Genomic DNA, 19,651 nt, shown 5'->3' on the forward strand with positions numbered 1-19,651 from the left:
AAAAAAAAATTAAGATATATTTAAGATTGTTTTTTTTTAGCTTTCGCTGAATTTATGCCACGCTATTTTTAGCACAACCGAAACTTAGATCGAGACCTTCAATTAAGTAAATCTATTTAGCTAACCTTCTTTTAACTAATCTCTTCTTCTCCTTTTTACTTTATTCCGTTAGTATCGTAACATAAAAAATATTACTTCAATTTACGTCCCACCCAATTAGTTGCTATTGTAGTAAACACGACAATACTAATAGAACTTAACGGCATCAAAATAGCTGCTATCACGGGCGCTAACTGTCCTGTTACTGCAAAATACAATCCAATAACGTTGTAGAAAAAAGAGAGTACAAAACTCCATTTTATAATTTTAATAGCACTTTTAGAGGCTTTTATATATTGGTACAGTTGATTAAATTTAGTAGCATCCAAAATAGCATCGCAAGCAGGAGAAAACACATTAACGTTTTCTGAAATAGCAATTCCCACATTACTTTGTGCTAAAGCTCCAGCATCATTTAAACCATCCCCCACCATCAATACTTTTGCACCTTCTGATTGATGGTATTTAATATATTCTAGCTTATCATCTGGTTTTTGATTAAATAACATTTTAGTTTTTGAAGGTAAAAGCTTTTTCAAATTATCTAATTCACCTTCATTATCTCCAGATAAAATAACTAAGTCAAACTTCTTTTTTAAGGTATTAAACAATTTTGACAGCCCTTTACGGTAGCTATTATAAAACGTATATTTTCCTTTATAGCTATTGTTCGCACTAATATGAACTGCTGTATTTAGTACCGCATTCTCATTTTGATAACCCACAAATTTAGCGGAACCAATTTTAATGTTTCCCGAAGCATGAGACGCCTCTATACCTTGTCCTAAATGTTCTTCAAACGTATCTAGTGTTACTATATTATTATTGTCTAAAATATCATACAAGCTCCTACTTAATGGGTGATTAGAGCCACGCAAAGTGTTTTTAAGTAAAATACCTTCAGCTGTACTCAATGGTAAACCTTCATACTTTGCATCACTTTTTTTATTGGATGTTATCGTTCCTGTTTTATCAAATATAATAGTATCAATATGGGCTAACTGTTCTAAAACAGACGCGTTTTTTATGTAGAATTTTTTCTTTCCTAAAATACGTAATAAGTTACCGAACGTAAAAGGCGCTGATAAGGCAATCGCGCAAGGACAAGCTATAATTAAAACTGCTGTAAAGACATTTAAAGCTTTACTAGAGTCTTTAAACAACCAAAAAATAGTGGCTATAAAAGCAATACTTAACACCGCAATAGTAAATCGTTTACTAATAGCATTAGTTAATGATGTAAACCCATCGTCTTTATTTTTACTAAACACATCATTACTCCATAACTGAGTTAAATAACTTTGCTCCACAGATTTAATTGCTTCCATCTCGATAACACCAGAAGTTTGCTTTCCTCCTGCAAATAACTTGTCTCCTGATTGCTTAGTAACCGTTTCTGATTCTCCAGTAACAAAACTATAATCTATTTTTGCGTTTCCATTAATAAATATACCATCCACAGGAATTAACTCTTGATTTCTGATTAATAAGCGATCTCCTTTTTCGATATCATAGACTTGAACAGGCACTTCTTCTCCATTAGAAATTTTAGTAACAGCAATAGGGAAATACGATTTGTAGTCGCGCTCAAAAGATAAAAACGAATAGGTTTTCTGTTGAAAAAATTTTCCTAATAACAAAAAGAAAACCAACCCTGTCAAACTATCAAAAAATCCTGCCCCTAGGTCGAATGCTATTTCTGCAGTACTTCGCACAAACAAAACAACAATACCCAAAGCTATAGGAATATCTATATTTAAAATTCGTGTTCTAATGGCTTTATAAGCAGATATAAAATAATCCTGAGCAGCATAAAATACAACTGGTAAAGAAAAAGCAAACATAATCCATCTAAACACATGTTTGTATTGCTCTAACCAAAATTCATTCACCTCAAAATACTCAGGAAAAGACAAAAACATAACATTTCCAAAAGCAAAACCTGCGATACCTAATTTGTAAATCAAGCTTCGGTTAACGTTTTCTTGTCCTGTTTTATAATCTTCTAAACTTATGTATGGTTCGTATCCAACCGAGCTAAGTAATAGCACTAATTCCTTAAGTGAAAACGACGCTGTATTATAAGATACACGCACCGTTTTTTTGCCAAAATTAACTTGAGATAAAGTGACCGCTGGATTTAATTTATTTAAATTTTCTAGAATCCAAATGCAAGAACTACAATGGATGTGTGGAATATAAAGTGTTACAATCTGAGTTTTACCATCATCAAACGCGACTAACTTTTCTATAATTTTGTCTTGAGATAAAAAATCATACTTCCCTTCTATCTCTTTAGGAATAGCTCCCGGAGCGGATTGCATGTCATAATAACAGGTTAAATCACTTTCTGATAAGATTTCATAAACTGTTTTACAACCTTGACAACAAAAAGGTTTATCCTCTAAAAGGATCGTTGTATCTGTACAATTATCGCCACAATGATAACATACTTTAATTTCCATAACTTGCTCGTTTACCTGTAACAAAGGTTACACTTTGTAACCTCTTAATTCATGATATTTGTCATATAATGTATACTTTTGGTATACACTGCAATTTTAAACAAAGGTATGAGTAAATGTGAACACTGTATTGTCAGGCAATTCAATAGTTTAAAAACCTTAACAAGAGATGAGCTAGTCCGTGTTTCTGCATGTAAAACTAGTAAAGTAATCAAAAAAGGGGACATCATTTTTAAAGAAGGAGATGCTTTAAATGGTATTTATTGTATAAGAGAAGGGGTTTGTAAATTAACTAAACTTAGCGAAAACGGTAAAGAACAAGTCGTCAAACTATCTGTTAAAGGTGGTATGATGGGACAACGCTCTTTAGTGAGTGGTGAGCATTCTAACTTAACAGCTGTAGCAATAAACGATATGCAAATTTGTTTTATTCCAAAACAGGAAATCTTGATTGATTTACAAAAAAACGTCGCTTTTTCTATGGATGTTTTAAAACGAATGGCTCAAGATTTAAGAGAATCTGATGATAGCATTGTTAATATGGCTCAAAAAACAGTAAAGCAACGTTTAGCGCAAACCTTATTATATGTTGAAAGGAATTTTGCAACAGATCAGGAGGGATATCTTGCGTTAACCTTATCTAGAGACGATTACGCCAGTATTGTTGGAACAGCAACAGAAAGTGCTATTAGAATTTTGTCTCAGTTTAAAAAAGCAGGTTTAATTAGTACCAAAGGAAAACAAATTAGAATTGAAAACGAATATGCTTTAATGCACGTTGAATAATTATCAGGTATAAAAAAAGGATGCCCATATTTAGTGGCATCCTTTTTACTATTATTTAATCAAAATCGTTAGTCTTTAATTACTCTGCACTTGACACTTTTACGTAGTCAATAGCAAAGGCTTGAGGGAAAATAGAATCGTCCACCTCTGGACCTCCAAAATCGCCGCCAATAGCTAAATTTATAATGATATAAAAAGGCTTATTAAAAGGCCATGTTTTATCATTTTTAACTTCAGGAGCAAACGTATATACCAAAATATCATCGACATAAAATGAAATAGCATCTTTGCTCCAATTAGTTCTGTAATTATGGAAGCCTTCTTCTATATCTGGAATAGTCGTGATTTTTGTATTTACAGATTGTCCATAACTATCAGGCGTGTGCAGTGTGGTATGAATTTGATTTGGCATTTTACCAACATATTCTAAAATATCAATTTCTCCACAACCAGGCCAAGTATTCGTTTCTATATCATTACCTAACATCCAAAATGCGGGCCATAACCCTGATCCCAGAGGGAGTTTTGCTCGGACTTCTACTGATCCGTATTGGAATTCAATTTTATCCTTTGTAGTTATTTTACCAGAATAATATCCTGTCGCATCTTTAGTGGCTGTTATTATAAGATTTCCATCCTTTACAGTGATATTGTCCTTAGTATATATTTGTCGCTCATTATTACCCCAGCCACATAAATTAGGACAACCGTCACCAAGATCATAATTCCAATAATCTTGATTTAATTGTTGTCCTTCAAATTGATCTATAAAACTAAAGGTATCCCTTTCTTGTTTTCCGTCTTTACAAGACACAAAGATTATGACAATTAATACTAGTTTTAAGAGCTTCATTATAACTTAAATTTATCTGCTAATTCAGTTTGAGAACTTCCACCGACAAACACTTCAAAATCGCCATCTTCAACAATAAAAGCACCTTGATTATTGTAAAACCCAAGCTCATCTTCAGATAAAATTAATTCGATTGTTTTAGTTTCGTTTGGATTTAATGCGACTAACTCAAACCCTTTAAGTTCTTTTACAGGTCTCGTTACACTAGCAAATACATCTCGAATATATAATTGGACCACTTCCTTACCTTGTCGTTTCCCTGTATTTGTAAGGTCGACAGATATCTTAACTGTTTTATTTTTAGAAAACGTATTGTCAATCTTCAAATTACTGTATTTAAAGGTTGTATAACTTAGCCCGTGACCAAACGTATATAAAGGCGTATTTTCTTCATCTTGATAATGTGACCAAAACACAACATCTTCTCCTGGTAATGTTGGTCTACCTGTACTTTTATAATTATAATAAATTGGTACTTGTCCTACATGCCTAGGAAACGTCATTGGTAATTTTCCACTAGGATTATAATCCCCATATAAAACTTGAGCTACGGCATTACCCGTTTGCGTTCCTAATTGCCAAGCTTCAACAATTGCAGGAATATTATCATCGGCCCAGTTAATAGTCAAAGGTCTTCCATTATTTAATACTAAAACAATGTTTTTATTCACCTTATAAATAGCCTCTAGAAGTTCTTGCTGCACACCAGGTAATCCTAATTCTGTTCTACTTCTTCCTTCCCCACTTTGAAAACCGTGTTCTCCTAACACCATAACAACTACATCGGCTTGCTTAGCCACTTTAATCGCTTGATTAAATTCACTTTTATCCGTAGTGTTTATTTTTACTTCAAAAGCAAATTCTGTTTTACCTATAGACACATCTGCACCTTTAGCATACGTAATTGTATTACCTGAATACTGTTTTAATCCTTCTAAAACAGATACCGCTGTACTATCTTTTGCTGCAATACGCCAGCTTCCTAGCGGACTTGTTTTATCTGATGCCAAAGCACCAATTAATGCTATTTTTTGTCCGTCTTTTTTAAGTGGTAAAATATTGTTTTCATTTTTAAGAAGTACAATAGATTTTTTAGCCATGTCTAAAGCCGCATCATGAATTTCTTGACTCCCTATCACTTCTTTTTCACGAGCTTCATCTAGATAGCGATAAGGATCATCAAACAACCCTAGTTCAAATTTTACACGTAAAATTCGACTAACAGCATCATCAATATATTTTATATCGACCTTTCCTTCATTAACTAAACCTGCCAATTCTTCGACATACAAATACGATTCCATATCCATATCAGAACCTGCATTAGCTGCTAACTCGGCTGCATGCTTACCATCTTTGGCAAAGCCATGAGCAATCATTTCTGAGATTGAGCCCCAATCCGAAACTACAAATCCATCAAATTTCCACTTTTCTTTTAAGATATCACGCTGTAGATATTTATCTCCTGTTGCAGGAATCCCATTAAGCTCGTTAAACGAGTTCATAAAAGTCCTAACACCAGCCTCTTTAGCGGCTTTAAAAGGTGGAAAAATAACATTATTAAGCGTTGAAGTCCCAATATCTGCTGTATTATAATCCCGTCCAGCTTCGGCAAAACCATAAGCCGCAAAATGCTTCGCACAAGCTGCTATGGAAAATGGCGTTGTTAAATCATCACCTTGAAAACCTTTGATTCTTGCGACTCCTATTTTAGAGCCTAAGTAAGTATCTTCTCCAGCACCTTCCATAACGCGTCCCCAACGCGCATCTCTTGAGATATCTACCATTGGTGCAAACGTCCAATTAATTCCTGCTGCTGCTGCTTCTTTTGCTGCAATTTGAGCCGATTTTTTGATAGCTTCTAAATCCCAACTTGCAGATTCTGCTATCGGAATTGGGCTTAAAGTTTCATAACCATGGATCACATCAAACCCAATAATTAATGGAATACCTAAACGGGTTTCTTCCACAGCTATTTTCTGAACAGCCATAACTTCTTTTACCCCTCTAACATTAAGCATTGACCCTACATAACCTTTACGTAAATGGTCGTACTTTTTAGCTTGATCTCCATTTTCTGGCACTGGACCCGTAACATCCCAAAAGCCATTATACTGGTTCATCTGCCCTATTTTTTCTTCTAAGGTCATCTTAGAAAGTAAAACAGAGACTTTATCTTCTATACTTGATGTTTCTCCATCATTTATAGCTAAGTCGTTCTCATTATTGTTTTTACAAGAAATAATGAGAAGACCCGCTATGACTAAATAATAATACTTGGTTAATTTCATATTTATTGATAAACTCTTACGTAATCTATTTCCATTGTGTCTTCAGTAAATGCTGGATCAACAGTTCCTCCTAGACTTCCTCCCATTGCGACATTAAGTATAAAAAAGAAGTCATCATTAAATGGTAATGAATCTGAATTAATTACAGTATGAAAGACCACGTCATCCACTACAATCTTAATAACATCTGGTGTCCATTCTACAACATAATTATGAAACGCTGTTGTTGACGTAGCCACTGATGTAGACCCCGTATTTCCGTTACCTCCAAACATTGCTGGATAATGTAAGGTTCCTAAGGTTGTGTTTTTATCTTGCCCCGTTTGTTCCATAATATCAATCTCTCCACTAGCAGGCCAACCTACTGTTTCAAAATTAGCACCTAACATCCAAATAGCTGGCCAAGTTCCTTGAGCAGCTGGTAATTTAGCTCTTACTTCTACTCTTCCATAAGTAAACTCGAATAAATCTACCGATTTTAAACGTGCTGAAGTATAAGCACTACCTTCCGCTTTAGCAGTAATTTTTAATGATCCATCTTCTACTATGACGTTATCTGCATTATCGGTATACTCCTGTAATTCGTTATTACCCCAACCATTTTCACCAACACCTAAATCATAAGTCCAATTAGCAGGATCCGGAGCTCCATTAACATCAAATTCGTCTGACCATACTAAATTAGTATAGATGGTTTGAAGTTGATTAGTAACACCTTCTTCTTCAGAAGTAATAATAAACCACCAATCAAATTCACTATTACCATCACTAGTTCTAATGGTTAACTCATTAGGATTATCACGACTAAATATTTCATATTTATGATTACCACCTGTATAATAGCCTATAAAACCTAAACCTGTAAGATTAATTGTTTCCACTCCACCTGGTGCTGTAAGAACCCAGTTTTCTGTATAATCTTGATACGGATAGTTTTCTATATCTGATCCATTTACCGTCTCACTATGTGGTCCCAATTCCTCTACTAAAGGATCACGACCAAAAATAGTTCCTGTTGGATCTGCTGTTGGATCATCATTTGTACTATTAACAATATGAGTAAAAGTACCATCTTCATTAAATACATATCGATCATCATACATACCCGTAGCAGATTTCTCGTCAGCAGCTGCGCCGTACCATTCTGCTGGAACTAAACCACCTACTGGTCCTAGACCAAAATGGCTTTGTTTTTCAGATTTAATTCGCCATGTTTTAGAGCCATTTCCAACTAAAGCTTCCAGTAAATCTGCTGGAGCAGAATATGTCGCTAAAACATCTATTTCTGTAGTCGCTGTTGTTGATACGCCTCCTGTTCCATAAGCTACTACAGTCACTGTGTAGGTATTTACACCTAGATCTGAAAACGTAAAAGACGTTTCTCCCAAAGGTGCATTTTGCTCAGTATTTCCAAAGCTATATTTATAACTTAAAGCATTATCCGCTGTTGCTGTAAAATTAACCAATCCACTTCCGTCTCCATTTGGATTTGCAGCATCTTGACCAACAATCTCGGACATAATAACGATATTGGTTGGTGCCACTATATTACCAAAAGTTTGGTCTTCTTCCTGACAGCCTAAAAAGAAGGCTGTAACAAGAATGCATGATATTATTTTTAATATATGTTTCATTTTCTATTTTTTAATATTAATTATGGTTAACAGAGTATAGATTAAAATTAGTTACTTGATAAAGTAACATCGTCAATATTAACGGTCCCTATTTCTGCTCCTAAATCAAAAAGGATACGAGCGTCTGTAGCTCCAAAATCTGTAGCTACTAAAGTAAGTGCATATGTTGTTCTATTAGTTGTAATAGCAACTGTTTCTGTAGCATTAGACCAAGGATCTGCACTTAAGCCTATCCCAGCAACGATAGACCTATTAACATCTGACCAAGCATCAAATGTTAAGGTGTATGTATTTCCTTGAATAATCTCTAATTTTTGACTAACATTTACGTCGTATGAATTTCCTGCTGCTTCAACATTCACGGAATAGAAAGTATTACCACTATTGGTAACCACGGGAGCTGCAACTGCATCCTCCACACCTATAATCCAAGAATCACTTCCGTTTTCAAAATTACCATTAATAACGGTATTACCTGTTCCTATTATTAGAGATACGTTATCAATATTAACCCTACCAACTTCTGCACCTAAATCAAAAATAACACGTGCATCAATCGCCCCAAAATCTGCAGCGCTTAATGTTATTGAATATGTTGTGCTAGTTGTTGTAATATCTACTGATTGCGAATCATTTGACCATGGATCTGCACTCAGTCCAATTCCTGCTACTATAGCTCTATTTACGTCTGACCAAGCATTAAAGGTTAAGGTGTACGTATTACCTTGAATTATTTCTACTTTTTGACTTAAATTAACATCGTATGAATTACCAGCTGAAGTAATGTCATAAGAATAATATATATTACCACTATTTGTCACCACTGGAGCAGCAGCTGTATCATCAACACCTACTATCCAAGAGTTACTTCCGTTTTCAAAATCACCATTAGTTAATAGCCCATCATTAAATGAACCAGTTGTAGCACTTTGTTTATAAAAGTAAAAGTTGTCTATATAAACTATATCTTCAACTATATCTGCGTCAATTAAAATTTGCGTGATTTTATTTGTGTTTGCAAGGTCTCCATCATCAAAACCAGTCATATCAACATCAATACTTTGCCAAGAACCACCTACTGTAGCACCTAAAGACTCCACAGCTTCTCCGCCATCAATCGTGTTTACAATTTTAACTAACAATTCGTTATCAGTTCCTGAAGGTACCCAGTAATCGATATGTAACATTTCCATAGCAGAAATATCTATACCATTATCATAATTACTAACCATTCCAACAAAATCTAAATTTGTAAATCTCCAAACATTATTTCCAGCTACAGTTGTCGCTTCAAAACCAGTAGAAGACCAATCTGTAGGTAATTCATTTAAAGTTATATTAGTATACGCATCACTAAAAATAGATACAACATCCTCTGCCACTCTACTAGGAGGCGTTGGCGCTGCAGTTAAAGGTGCTAATATCTCAGTAACTTCAAACGCTTCTGAATAAGAAATTGTATCTACAGAACCACTACTAGCGGTTACCGTTATTGTATAGGTTCCTGCTGCTTCATAAACAAAAGAAGTCACCTCTCCAATATTAGTTGTTATTACTGTTCCGGCTGCATCTCCAAAATCGACATCGTAAGACATAGCGAAATCTGCAGTGGCAGTAACATTAACCTGTTTAGAAACGGCGTTATCATTTTCAATGGTAACGACTAAGTTTTCTGGTGCTTGAAAAGACACCACTATCGTTTGTGCTACAGTTGTTGTTTTTCCATTTATTCCTGAGGCAGTAATAACAATATCGTAAGTCCCTTCTAAATAAGCATTTTCAGTACTTTCTCCTGGATTTAACACACCAGAATCAGTCTCTGAACCATCTCCATAATAGACTACAAAGCTAGTCACATTTTCTCCTGTTGGTGTTATTGTAACTATCCCAGAACTACCTTGGGCTATAGTGGTAAATGCAGCCACATTTGTAGGTGCCGCTATTGCATTTAGATCTAGTAAATCGTCGTCCTGTTCGCAAGCAACAAAAGCTGTAATTATTAAAAATAAACTAAGAATATATTTAAAATGTTTCATGTTATATTTCGTTTTAATTTATATACGTTTTTATTAATAACCTGAGTTTTGAGTCCAGTGATTACCTGTTAATTCAATCTCTATTTGTGGAATAGGAAATACTTCATGTTTTCCTGTGATAAACCCATCAATTTCTGAAGCAGCACGTCCTGTTCTAACTAAATCGAAAAAACGATGACCTTCTCCAACTAGCTCTACACGACGTTCATGATAAATAGCTTGTGTTAGTGCAGTCCCTGATGATGTAATATTATGATCCATATCTCCAAAAGCACGCTGTCTAACGATATTAAGATAATTTTGAGCTCTATCCTCTGCAATAGTCCCTCTGTTTAAAGCTTCTGCAGCCATCAACAATACCTCTGCAAAACGTATTGCTCTGTAGTTATTAGGGTTTGTCAAATTTTGATCACCAATATTAGAATCGCCTTGACGTGCTATATATTTTCTGTTAAAATATCCTGTATGCTCATTTCCTGTTCCAAAAGTAGCTCCTGTTACAGTTGCCCAAGCATTAATATCTAAAATAGCGGTCTCCAGTCTTGGATCGTCACTCTCAAACTCATCGACGACTTCTTGCGTTGGCACATTGAAACTAAATCCCGAATCAAATAATGGTCCATCGTAATTACGTATTCCATTAAATCCAACAGCGACATTACCTTCACTACACTGTAAACATTCAAAACCTGCCCCCTGTAAATCGGAGTATTGCACTTCAAAAACAGATTCCACATTATTCTCATTATCATTTTCGAAAATAGTCGTATAATCTGCGACTAAACTATAAGGTCCCGAATTTATTAAGTCTTCTAAAACTAAAGCTGCAGCACCAAATTTATCTTGATACAAATAGGTTTTACCTAATAAAGCTTGTGCAGCCCCCTTAGTTATACGACCTGTTTGAGATTGTACATATGGCAAATTATCTACTGCGTATAGTAAATCTAATTCAATTTGTGCGTAAATCTCTTCCTTTGGTGTTCTATCCACTAAAAATTGATCTCCGAATATAAAACGTTGATCAACCACTAGTGGCACATCTCCAAACCATTTTACTAATTCAAAATAGTAATACGCTCTTAAAAATCTAGCTTGCGCTAACACATTTTCTTTACCACTAAAGTCTGTTTTATTTTGAAACTCCAATATGTAATTAGCACGGTTAACACCAGCAAACATCCAGCCCCAAATTGAGCGTAGTTGCACGTTATTAGAGGTATGTATCATATCGTCTATCTGCTGAATCCCTGGAGAATCAGTAGCACTTTCTCCTCCTGCTAATGTATTGTCCGAAGCGATCTCACCTAGCATAACATTTAAATAAGTGGATTGCAACAAGTCATAAGCACCTGTTAAAGCATTTTGATAATCTGATTCTGAATTAAAATAGTTTTCAGAATTTTCGTTTGGAGATTCAACATCTACAAAATCATCACTACAAGAAATAGTAGCAAAAACTGAAACTAACAGTAAGAATGTATATTTATAGTTTTTCATTTTTTAAAATTTTATGTTAGTACCAATTAAAAAGGTTCTTGGATTTGGGTAAAATCCATTATCAAATCCACTACCTATCGGATCTCCATTAGAAGCTGTTGGATCAAATCCTCTATATTCAGTTAAAGTAAATACGTTACTTACAGAAACGTACAGTCTAATATTTTGCAAACCAATACTCTCTAATTTGTCTTTATCAAAGGTGTATCCTAACTGTACATTTTGTGCTCTAATAAACGAGCCGTCTTCAACAAAATAATCTGAGAACACAGCATTTGAAGTTGCCGCATTGGTTACTCTTGGTTCTGTATTTGAAGTCCCTGGACCAGTCCATCTGTCTAAAACATATGTTGTTAAATTAGTTTTTAGACCATTTCTATCATAGTTTCTTACAATATCATTTCCTATAGATGCAAAGAAATACGTCTGGAAATCGAAATTTTTATAGTCAAAGGTTAAATTTAGACCCATTGTAACATCTGGAATTGGATCCCCGATAAAAGTTTTATCGTTATCATCAATAACGCCATCTTGATTAACATCTACAAATCTTAAATCTCCTGGTTGCGCATTAGCTCCTAATGCTAATTGTGATGGATGTGCATCTACTTCTGATTGGGTTTGAAAGATCCCATTGGTTTGCAAACCATAAAAAACACCTATCGGTTGCCCTACCTGCATTCTAGCAACATCCGTTTGTCCGATTCCAAAAGTAACCTCCCCTGGCACATAACCAATACTATTGTTCACTTCTAAAACCTCGTTTTCTAATGTTGCAAAATTATAACTGACGTTAAATTTAAAATCATCAGAGAACTGATCTTTATAAGAAATCTGAAATTCTAACCCCTTATTAACCACTGATCCAGCGTTTACAATTGGATTACCTGACCCAGGAGCATCAACCCCAATAATTCCAGAACTCTCTACTGCTAACAACAAATTTTCAGTAGTACGTGAAAAATAATCTGCACTTATATCTACTTTATTGTTAAATAACCTCGTTTCAAAACCTATATCAAATGCTTTTTGTTCTTCCCATTTCACTTCTGGATTAGAAATATCTCCTATAGCAAGACCTTCATCAATCTCATCATCAAAAACATAGACTCCTTCTCCATCTAATAATGATTCGAAAGCATATGCTTCGATTCTATCATTACCAAGGATACCGTATGAACTTCTAAATTTTAAAAAATTAATGGTAGTATTATCTTCTAAAAAAGACTCGTCCGACACTACCCACCCAACAGATGCCGATGGAAATATTCCAAATTTATTCTCTGGTCCAAATGCAGTAGATCCATCACGTCTAATAACTCCCGAAAACAGATACTTCCCTTTATAGTTGTATTGTACTCTAGCAAAATAGGATAATAATCTTGAGTCGTAAAAACGATTACTTATTTGAGAATACGGATCTGTAACAGTTTCTGCATCATCAATATTTGCTTCACTAAAAATTGTAGTTGATGGTAAATTATTACCTACAGCCAAATAGTAATCACCAGTTGTTTTAAAAACAGAAGTCCCCAAAGTTGCTTTGATATTGTGCGTATCCTCGTTAAGTGATTTTTCATAATTAATAAAAGCATCAAAAGTATAATCTCTAAAAAAAGATACCCCTTCTGTAAACTGAATATTATCCGTATTATCAAATACAGAACCATTACCATACTCTACTAATGGATTAAGATTTCTTGTTCTTTCTTCTGAATAATTCCATTGGTAATTTGCTTCAGCACTAAAACCATCAAAAAACTTATAATTTAAACCAAAAACACCACTTAACTTATCCACTTTAGTACGATTAAATGTGTTTTCTATTTGTTTTAAAGGGTTTACCACTTCAATCGGATACCCAGCAGACGATGTATATTGTCCATTGTTATCTCTTGGCGTATCTGTTGGTGCAAAATTAACAGCATTAAACAATACAGAACCTAAACCACCTTCTGATAAGATTTTTCTTGTTGTTCCTGTATAAATAAGATTGGCTTTTAAATTTAGATTTTCAATAATTTCTAAACCATAATTAGCTCGTGTTGTATATCGCGTAAAATTGGCTTTACTACCTCCCACAATACCATCTTGTGTCAATAATGATGCACCAAAGGAATAGGTTGACTTCTCTGTACCTCCACTTGCTGTAAGCGAGTTACTAAAAATTGGTGCATTTTGAAAAACTTCATCTTGCCAATCAGTACCTCTACCCAAATTAGTAATATCATTATTATACTCGGTCCCACTAGCTGCTGCCGCTTCATTTTTAATTAGAGCATATTCTGTAGCATTTAATAATGGTACTTTTCTGGTTGTTGTTTGCAATCCTACATAAGAGTCATACTGAAATGACATAGTTCTATTTTTTCGACCTGTCTTAGTCGTGATTAAAATCACACCATTGGCAGCTCTAACACCGTAAATACCAGCAGTAGCATCTTTTAATACAGTATAGCTTTCTATATCACCTGGATTGATAACACTTAAATCTTCAATAACATTACCATCAACTAAAATTAAAGGTTTATTATCTCCATTAGTAGACACCCCTCTTATTCTAATATTAGAAGCACTACCTGGTGACCCTGATTGCGACGTAATATTAACACCAGCTACTTGACCTTGCAAAGCTTGCTCAATACGCGTTGGTTTAAGTGCTTCGATAGTTTCACTTGAAACCGTAGAAACCGCCCCTGTAACTTCTTTTCGTTTTTGAGTACCATACCCAATAATAACGACCTCTTCTAAACTAGCAACATCTTCTGAGAGCATTACATTTATAACTTCCCCCTTTGTTATAACAACTTCTTTTGTTTTATAACCTACATAACTAAATACTAAGGTTGCGTTTTTTGTGACGTTATTGATAGTATAATTTCCATCAAAATCTGTTGTTACCCCTTTTGAAGAATTTTTAACAATAACATTAACTGTTGGTATGGGAAACCCATCTTGTTCACTAGTTACAATTCCTGATATTGTATACTCTTGTCCAATTGCGGACAGTGTAAATATTAATAAAAGAAATGAGAGAATAGTTTGTTTCATATTTGAAAGTTTTTGTGCTTTTACCAAAATTATACAGATAATATGATAATTTGATAATTTTAACCGCTACAAAAAGCATACAACTCAAAAAAAACTAACAAAACATACGTAAATGATATATTTTAAACGCATTAACCTTTAGTTAACTATTACAAGACAATGCCTTAACAATCATTTAAAAATATACATTGTATAGGTAATGTATTGGTGATTTAAAGAATTGTATAGTTACTAAATACCTAAAATATAATCTGTCAAATTCACATCATGCTCTAATTCCATCTTTTTACGCAAACGATATCGTTTAACTTCTACACTTCTTGGCGAAATATTAAGTAAAGGAGCAATCTCTTTAGAAGCCAAATTAAGTCTTAGATAAGCACATAATCTTAAATCGTTAGGAGTCAATACTGGATGTTTAGATTTTACTTTTTTCAAAAAATCTTTATCTGCATTATTAAAAGCTTCTTCAAATAAATTCCAATCGTCCTTATTATTGATATTCTTATCAATAATTTTAATTACAGATTTTAAATTTGAATCCTTAGTTTTTTGATTAAGCTCCGTTTTAATAGTATTCAAAAATTCATTCTTTTTGATTAAACTCATTGTAGAAATAGCTAACTCTCTATTTTTACTTTCAATTTCTTGTCTAAGTTTCTCATTATTAAGCGCCATTAACTGCTGTCTAATTTCAAAATCTTTAAGCTCTAACTCTCGGTTTGATTTTAAGACTAATTTTTCTTTTTGCTTTCTATAGTATATTTTATAAAAATAATGTATTAAAACGCCTATCACAATCCCGGAAAAACAATAAAACACAACCATAAGGTTAGTCAAGTACCAAGGTTTTCCAATAGTAAATGAATATATAGCAACATTCTCTACACCATCCCCTCCTACACGCGCTTTTACCTTAAAAACATAATCTCCATAAGATAGGTTTTTATAAAGGATACTTGCCTCTGTGCTCCAAGTACTCCAATTATCGTACAACCCTTCTAATTTATGCGAATATTCAGCCTCTAAGTACTTATCATACTCTGGGACGCTATAGGCAAACTCAAAGTTATTTTCTTTATTTGAAAAATGAGATGCTCCAGTTAACTCCACTAACGTTTTAGAAGAACTTAATGGCGATTTATCTATAGCATTAATACCTACTTGATACTTTTTTGATTCAATCTTAGAGACATCCAAAGTAATATAGCCTTTGGAGGTACCAAATAAATACACGTTAGGTTTTATATTGAAAATACTTTCGTAACCCGATAAGCCTTCTCTTAATGAATTGGACAAGGGTACAAATGAAATTTCAGGGGTATCACTTAACTTACCTGGACTAATATAATTCAGCCCTTTTTGAGTTATAATCCATAATGTATTTGTCTTTTGATCGGCTATTAATTTACCTGAAGAATACCCTTGTTCTTCATATAAATTACTTAACACCGTATCTTTTACAAAACTAGCATCGCTATTCCCTTTTTTAAAAACGCCCTCTTGTGTTGCATAGTACAACGTATTATCATATTCTGTAAGTGACGAAAAAATTCCTTTTTTTAAACGTTCAACTTTAGAGACGTCAATAACTTTTCTTAAATCAGCATCAACCTTGATCTTAAAAACGCCCTTATATTCATGATTTACATAAATCTGATTAGCATTAGAAAATACAAAAAACCGAGATGAATTATCAAATCCTTCAATCTTATTTCTAAATTGCCAAGCCCCTTCTTTCTTTTCTAAAACATTTAAACCATTATAGTTCCCTTGCAATACAAGATTTGGATGCTTTTTTATTGTTTTAAAATCCCAAGTCCCATTAACACTAGCAATTTTTGTTGCTTCATTATTAGAAATAAGAAATGTTCCTGAATTATGACCACAAAACAATTGATTATCAATAATCTTCAAACTCCAAACTTGCCCTTTTGTGTTTTTTACTGGTTTAAATTCGGTTTCAGTATCATTTTTATAAAAGACACCTTGATTTGTTCCTAGATACAGTGTATTATTAAAAATGATAGACGCGTAAACGGTTCCCAAAACACCTTTATCATCATTAAAAATCTTGAAAGGCGCATTTTTATTTATATAATTAATACCATTATCCAGCCCTAACCAAATATTACTATCTCTATCTTCAAATATGGAAAGCACAGTATTATTAGCTAAACCATTTGTATGATTTATTACTTGCTTAACCTCTCCATCCTTGGAGATTTGTAGCAAACCATTTGATATTGTTCCAAACATCAAACTATCATCTTTAAGCTTAAGACTGCTATAAATAGAATAATTTAATAATGTTTTATTTAAATTATCAGACCAAACGTTCAATCCATTGTTATCTAAGCTAAAAACACCTTCGTTTTGAGTAACAATCAAAAGTTTATTATTAAGCAAATACATGCCTACAATTATTTTTTCTTTCAAACTTGAAACACTATCAATTACTTTAGGTGCTCCATTTTCTAACTTTAACAACCCTTTAGCTCTATCTTGATAGTATATCGTATTATCAACTTTAAACATCTCAATAATACCAGCATCTGATGGGATAATTTTAAAACTATCCGTATTTAAATTGTAAACATAAATACTATTTAAAGATTGGAACAATACCCAATTATCTAGATTTGTAATTTTCCAAAACTGTTCATCTTCTAATAATTTATTCTTTATTTTTTTAGATAGCGATGTATATATTAAAGCTCCTACTTTGGTTTTTGACCAATAACCAAACTCCATATAGCTACCTGTATAGATCTTATCCTTTACGACTTTAACAGATCTAATTATTGTTTGGTTTGGGGAAGGATATAGCATCCATTCTGCACCATTAAACTCTAATAAGCCTTTAGAATTAGCGACAAAAATATGCCTATCATTACCTTGAGAAATTTCCCAATTTTGGTTTTCTGCTTGGTACTGTTTGGGTGAAAAATACTGTATGGGAGGTAAATCTTGTGCATAAAAATTTTGCATAGTAACAAGAAAACCTATAAATAACAAGGCTCTATTAATAATTACACAACGCTCTCGTTTTGTTTTAAACATTACGCAATATACAATTTTGTATGGTTTAAATAAGTACACTTCGTAAACTATACATATGTAAAATTAGATTACATTTTAATCAAAACTTGTAGCAATAAAAAAAAAGCAGCAATATATATTATAGATATTACTGCTTTTTTTTTAGGTATTCTGTACTTCTAACAATTACTTTCTCAAAGCAACCTGAAGGTCTCTATTTAAACTAGCAACCTCTTCATCACAATCTTTAAGTTCAATTTCAAATTCCTTAATTTTCTCTTCTACTTCTCTAACCCCAATTAATCTATTTTGAGATTTTTGAAGCTTAACAAAAGTTTTTATAATCTTATCATACAGCTCATAATTGGCAGTCGAATCTTTTCTTGGTATTGAATTTTGAAGATCAGATAACTTATTACCTATTTCAGCATTATCAAAAGAGACTGTTGCTCCTGGTGCCGTTAAAGAATCTATCATTATAGAAACAACTTCCATTTTGTTTGCAAACTCCGCTTGAAACTTCAGCTCTTCTTTAACTAGCATCGCTTGCTCTTTTAAAACTTCATTTTCCTTATCTGCAATTTGAAAATCAAAAAACACTGCAGTTACAATAGTACCGACTGTTACGATAAAAATTAATATAAATTTTAAAAAACTATTTCTTCTTTCTTTATTATTTTTAGGTTTCATTTTATATAAAATAATTAGGTGTTATTAATCTAATAAAAAGCTTCTTCTACTTTTCACTTCAGCATTATCTACGACTTCTTCCTTCACAAAAATATTCGAATCTGATTTTTTACCAATATAATCAAGTTCATTCAATTTTTTATATAAAGACAACATCAATCTTGTAAATGCTGATGTTCTATAAAGCGATTCATTAATATTAGTATGTACATATTCTAGCTCAATCATGTCTATTAATACATTTTCAAAAGCCCCTTGGTTTAAATCACACCAATCCGTTAAATAGTTAAGCAACTCTTCTTTACCAGTTCCTACATAGACATCTAAAGCACTTTTAATAACACGTGCTAAACTAACTAACTTGGTAAGCATCACAACTGGTGCTTCATATTTATCGTTGATTCTGAACTCAGGAATTATAGCATTTAAATACTCGCCTGTTTTTTGAGACAGATGCAAAACCATATGCGCTAAGTCATTAGTCTGCTTTTTTTGATATATTTTTTGAACAATGTGCATGGAATAATTTTCCATTTGATTTAAAAAAGAACCTATTTCAGAATACGTAAATTTTAAATCTGGATGACTTTGAATAGAGCGACATGGTGGAATAAAGTCTTCTACTAAAACAGGGTTATCGCCTACCATTGCTACTTTACCAACTGTTATATGATATAATCCCATTTCTTGTTTTGACGCTTCCGATTTAGGTATTACATCTATTTTATACTCTGATAGCACATAAGGATGACGTGGAGGATCTTCATCCGGATCTGCGTCTCCAACCGGTATCTTATTAAATGGATTAACATATAATACGATAAACCATTCTTCTTCTTTGACATCTAAGCCATACTGGTGCTTTAAAATGTGCCCTGACTGCTCTAATAGCGCTCTACCTTCTTCCGTAATATTAATCTCATAACCACCTAAAGTTATCGCTCTACACGTGTTTAATGTAACATGAATTGTAGATTGTCCATCGATAGATATAGTCATATCGATAGATGGTTGATTTGGATCAAGTGATGGTAATAAACCAAAATTAACAGGTGTGACGTTGTTAGAATTACTGCTATGCAAGGCACTCATCATAGCATTTTCCATACCGATAAAATGATTTTTATTAATCTTCATTCCATCAATCCAATTGACTTTATGATGTGTGCTTCCTGTTTTCATTATGTTCTTTTTTTTTGTAAAA

General features: G+C 33.3%; 11 protein-coding genes. 1 reads left to right on the plus strand and 10 read right to left on the minus strand.

All coding sequences use genetic code 11. The features are described 5' to 3' along the window. Nucleotides 1–191 precede the first annotated feature (191 nt). On the minus strand, nucleotides 192–2,564 hold the full coding sequence (locus H0I26_RS15375; protein ID WP_218699861.1) for a heavy metal translocating P-type ATPase: 2,373 nt from the start codon (nucleotides 2,562–2,564) through the stop codon (nucleotides 192–194). Nucleotides 2,565–2,672: 108 nt separating this feature from the next. Here H0I26_RS15375 and H0I26_RS15380 point away from each other — a divergent pair, with 108 nt between their 5' ends. Beyond that, on the plus strand, nucleotides 2,673–3,350 hold the full coding sequence (locus tag H0I26_RS15380; RefSeq protein WP_218699862.1) for a Crp/Fnr family transcriptional regulator: 678 nt from the start codon (nucleotides 2,673–2,675) through the stop codon (nucleotides 3,348–3,350). A gap of 79 nt (nucleotides 3,351–3,429) precedes the next feature. On the opposite strand, the gene H0I26_RS15385 is transcribed toward H0I26_RS15380, so the two are convergent. From H0I26_RS15385 to H0I26_RS15425, 9 genes are all read right to left on the minus strand, one after another. Next, nucleotides 3,430–4,203, minus strand: a complete 774-nt coding sequence (locus tag H0I26_RS15385) for a family 16 glycosylhydrolase (RefSeq protein WP_218699863.1) — start codon at nucleotides 4,201–4,203, stop codon at nucleotides 3,430–3,432. Next, the gene (gene bglX / locus H0I26_RS15390; RefSeq protein WP_218699864.1) at nucleotides 4,203–6,494 is read right to left on the minus strand and encodes a beta-glucosidase BglX; all 2,292 of its coding nucleotides are present in this window, start codon (nucleotides 6,492–6,494) and stop codon (nucleotides 4,203–4,205) included. The genes H0I26_RS15385 and bglX overlap by 1 nt, the downstream gene beginning before the upstream one ends. A gap of 2 nt (nucleotides 6,495–6,496) precedes the next feature. Continuing rightward, nucleotides 6,497–8,128, minus strand: a complete 1,632-nt coding sequence (locus H0I26_RS15395; protein WP_218699865.1) for a family 16 glycosylhydrolase — start codon at nucleotides 8,126–8,128, stop codon at nucleotides 6,497–6,499. 47 nt (nucleotides 8,129–8,175) lie between these two features. Continuing rightward, nucleotides 8,176–10,164 (minus strand): carbohydrate binding domain-containing protein, encoded by a 1,989-nt coding sequence (locus tag H0I26_RS15400; RefSeq protein WP_218699866.1) that lies wholly within the window; start codon nucleotides 10,162–10,164, stop codon nucleotides 8,176–8,178. Nucleotides 10,165–10,197: 33 nt separating this feature from the next. Then, nucleotides 10,198–11,664 carry a RagB/SusD family nutrient uptake outer membrane protein gene (locus H0I26_RS15405; RefSeq protein ID WP_218699867.1) on the minus strand — a complete coding sequence of 489 codons (1,467 nt, stop codon included), beginning with the start codon at nucleotides 11,662–11,664 and terminating at the stop codon, nucleotides 10,198–10,200. A gap of 3 nt (nucleotides 11,665–11,667) precedes the next feature. Beyond that, complete coding sequence (locus H0I26_RS15410) at nucleotides 11,668–14,715, minus strand: SusC/RagA family TonB-linked outer membrane protein (RefSeq protein WP_218699868.1); 3,048 nt, start codon at nucleotides 14,713–14,715, stop codon at nucleotides 11,668–11,670. 231 nt (nucleotides 14,716–14,946) lie between these two features. Next, nucleotides 14,947–17,778, minus strand: coding sequence for a triple tyrosine motif-containing protein (locus tag H0I26_RS15415; RefSeq protein WP_256935144.1), 2,832 nt, complete (start codon nucleotides 17,776–17,778; stop codon nucleotides 14,947–14,949). A gap of 165 nt (nucleotides 17,779–17,943) precedes the next feature. Then, nucleotides 17,944–18,447, minus strand: coding sequence for a type VI secretion system TssO (gene tssO, locus H0I26_RS15420; protein WP_101019083.1), 504 nt, complete (start codon nucleotides 18,445–18,447; stop codon nucleotides 17,944–17,946). A 24-nt stretch (nucleotides 18,448–18,471) separates the two neighbouring features. Then, nucleotides 18,472–19,629 (minus strand): hypothetical protein, encoded by a 1,158-nt coding sequence (locus tag H0I26_RS15425; RefSeq protein WP_218699869.1) that lies wholly within the window; start codon nucleotides 19,627–19,629, stop codon nucleotides 18,472–18,474. Between the last annotated feature and the right edge of the window lie 22 nt (nucleotides 19,630–19,651).

Origin of the sequence: Olleya sp. HaHaR_3_96 (assembly GCF_019278545.1) — a bacterium.
In the GTDB taxonomy this organism is placed as follows: Bacteria; Bacteroidota; Bacteroidia; order Flavobacteriales; family Flavobacteriaceae; genus Olleya.

What these genes read in the sequence shown, in the direction of transcription:
- H0I26_RS15375 (WP_218699861.1), bottom strand. Translation starts at nt 2,564, where the DNA reads ATGGAAATTAAAGTATGTTATCATTGTGGCGATAATTGTACAGATACA.
- H0I26_RS15380 (WP_218699862.1), top strand. Translation starts at nt 2,673, where the DNA reads ATGAGTAAATGTGAACACTGTATTGTCAGGCAATTCAATAGTTTAAAA.
- H0I26_RS15385 (WP_218699863.1), bottom strand. Translation starts at nt 4,203, where the DNA reads ATGAAGCTCTTAAAACTAGTATTAATTGTCATAATCTTTGTGTCTTGT.
- bglX (WP_218699864.1), bottom strand. Translation starts at nt 6,494, where the DNA reads ATGAAATTAACCAAGTATTATTATTTAGTCATAGCGGGTCTTCTCATT.
- H0I26_RS15395 (WP_218699865.1), bottom strand. Translation starts at nt 8,128, where the DNA reads ATGAAACATATATTAAAAATAATATCATGCATTCTTGTTACAGCCTTC.
- H0I26_RS15400 (WP_218699866.1), bottom strand. Translation starts at nt 10,164, where the DNA reads ATGAAACATTTTAAATATATTCTTAGTTTATTTTTAATAATTACAGCT.
- H0I26_RS15405 (WP_218699867.1), bottom strand. Translation starts at nt 11,664, where the DNA reads ATGAAAAACTATAAATATACATTCTTACTGTTAGTTTCAGTTTTTGCT.
- H0I26_RS15410 (WP_218699868.1), bottom strand. Translation starts at nt 14,715, where the DNA reads ATGAAACAAACTATTCTCTCATTTCTTTTATTAATATTTACACTGTCC.
- H0I26_RS15415 (WP_256935144.1), bottom strand. Translation starts at nt 17,778, where the DNA reads ATGTTTAAAACAAAACGAGAGCGTTGTGTAATTATTAATAGAGCCTTG.
- tssO (WP_101019083.1), bottom strand. Translation starts at nt 18,447, where the DNA reads ATGAAACCTAAAAATAATAAAGAAAGAAGAAATAGTTTTTTAAAATTT.
- H0I26_RS15425 (WP_218699869.1), bottom strand. Translation starts at nt 19,629, where the DNA reads ATGAAAACAGGAAGCACACATCATAAAGTCAATTGGATTGATGGAATG.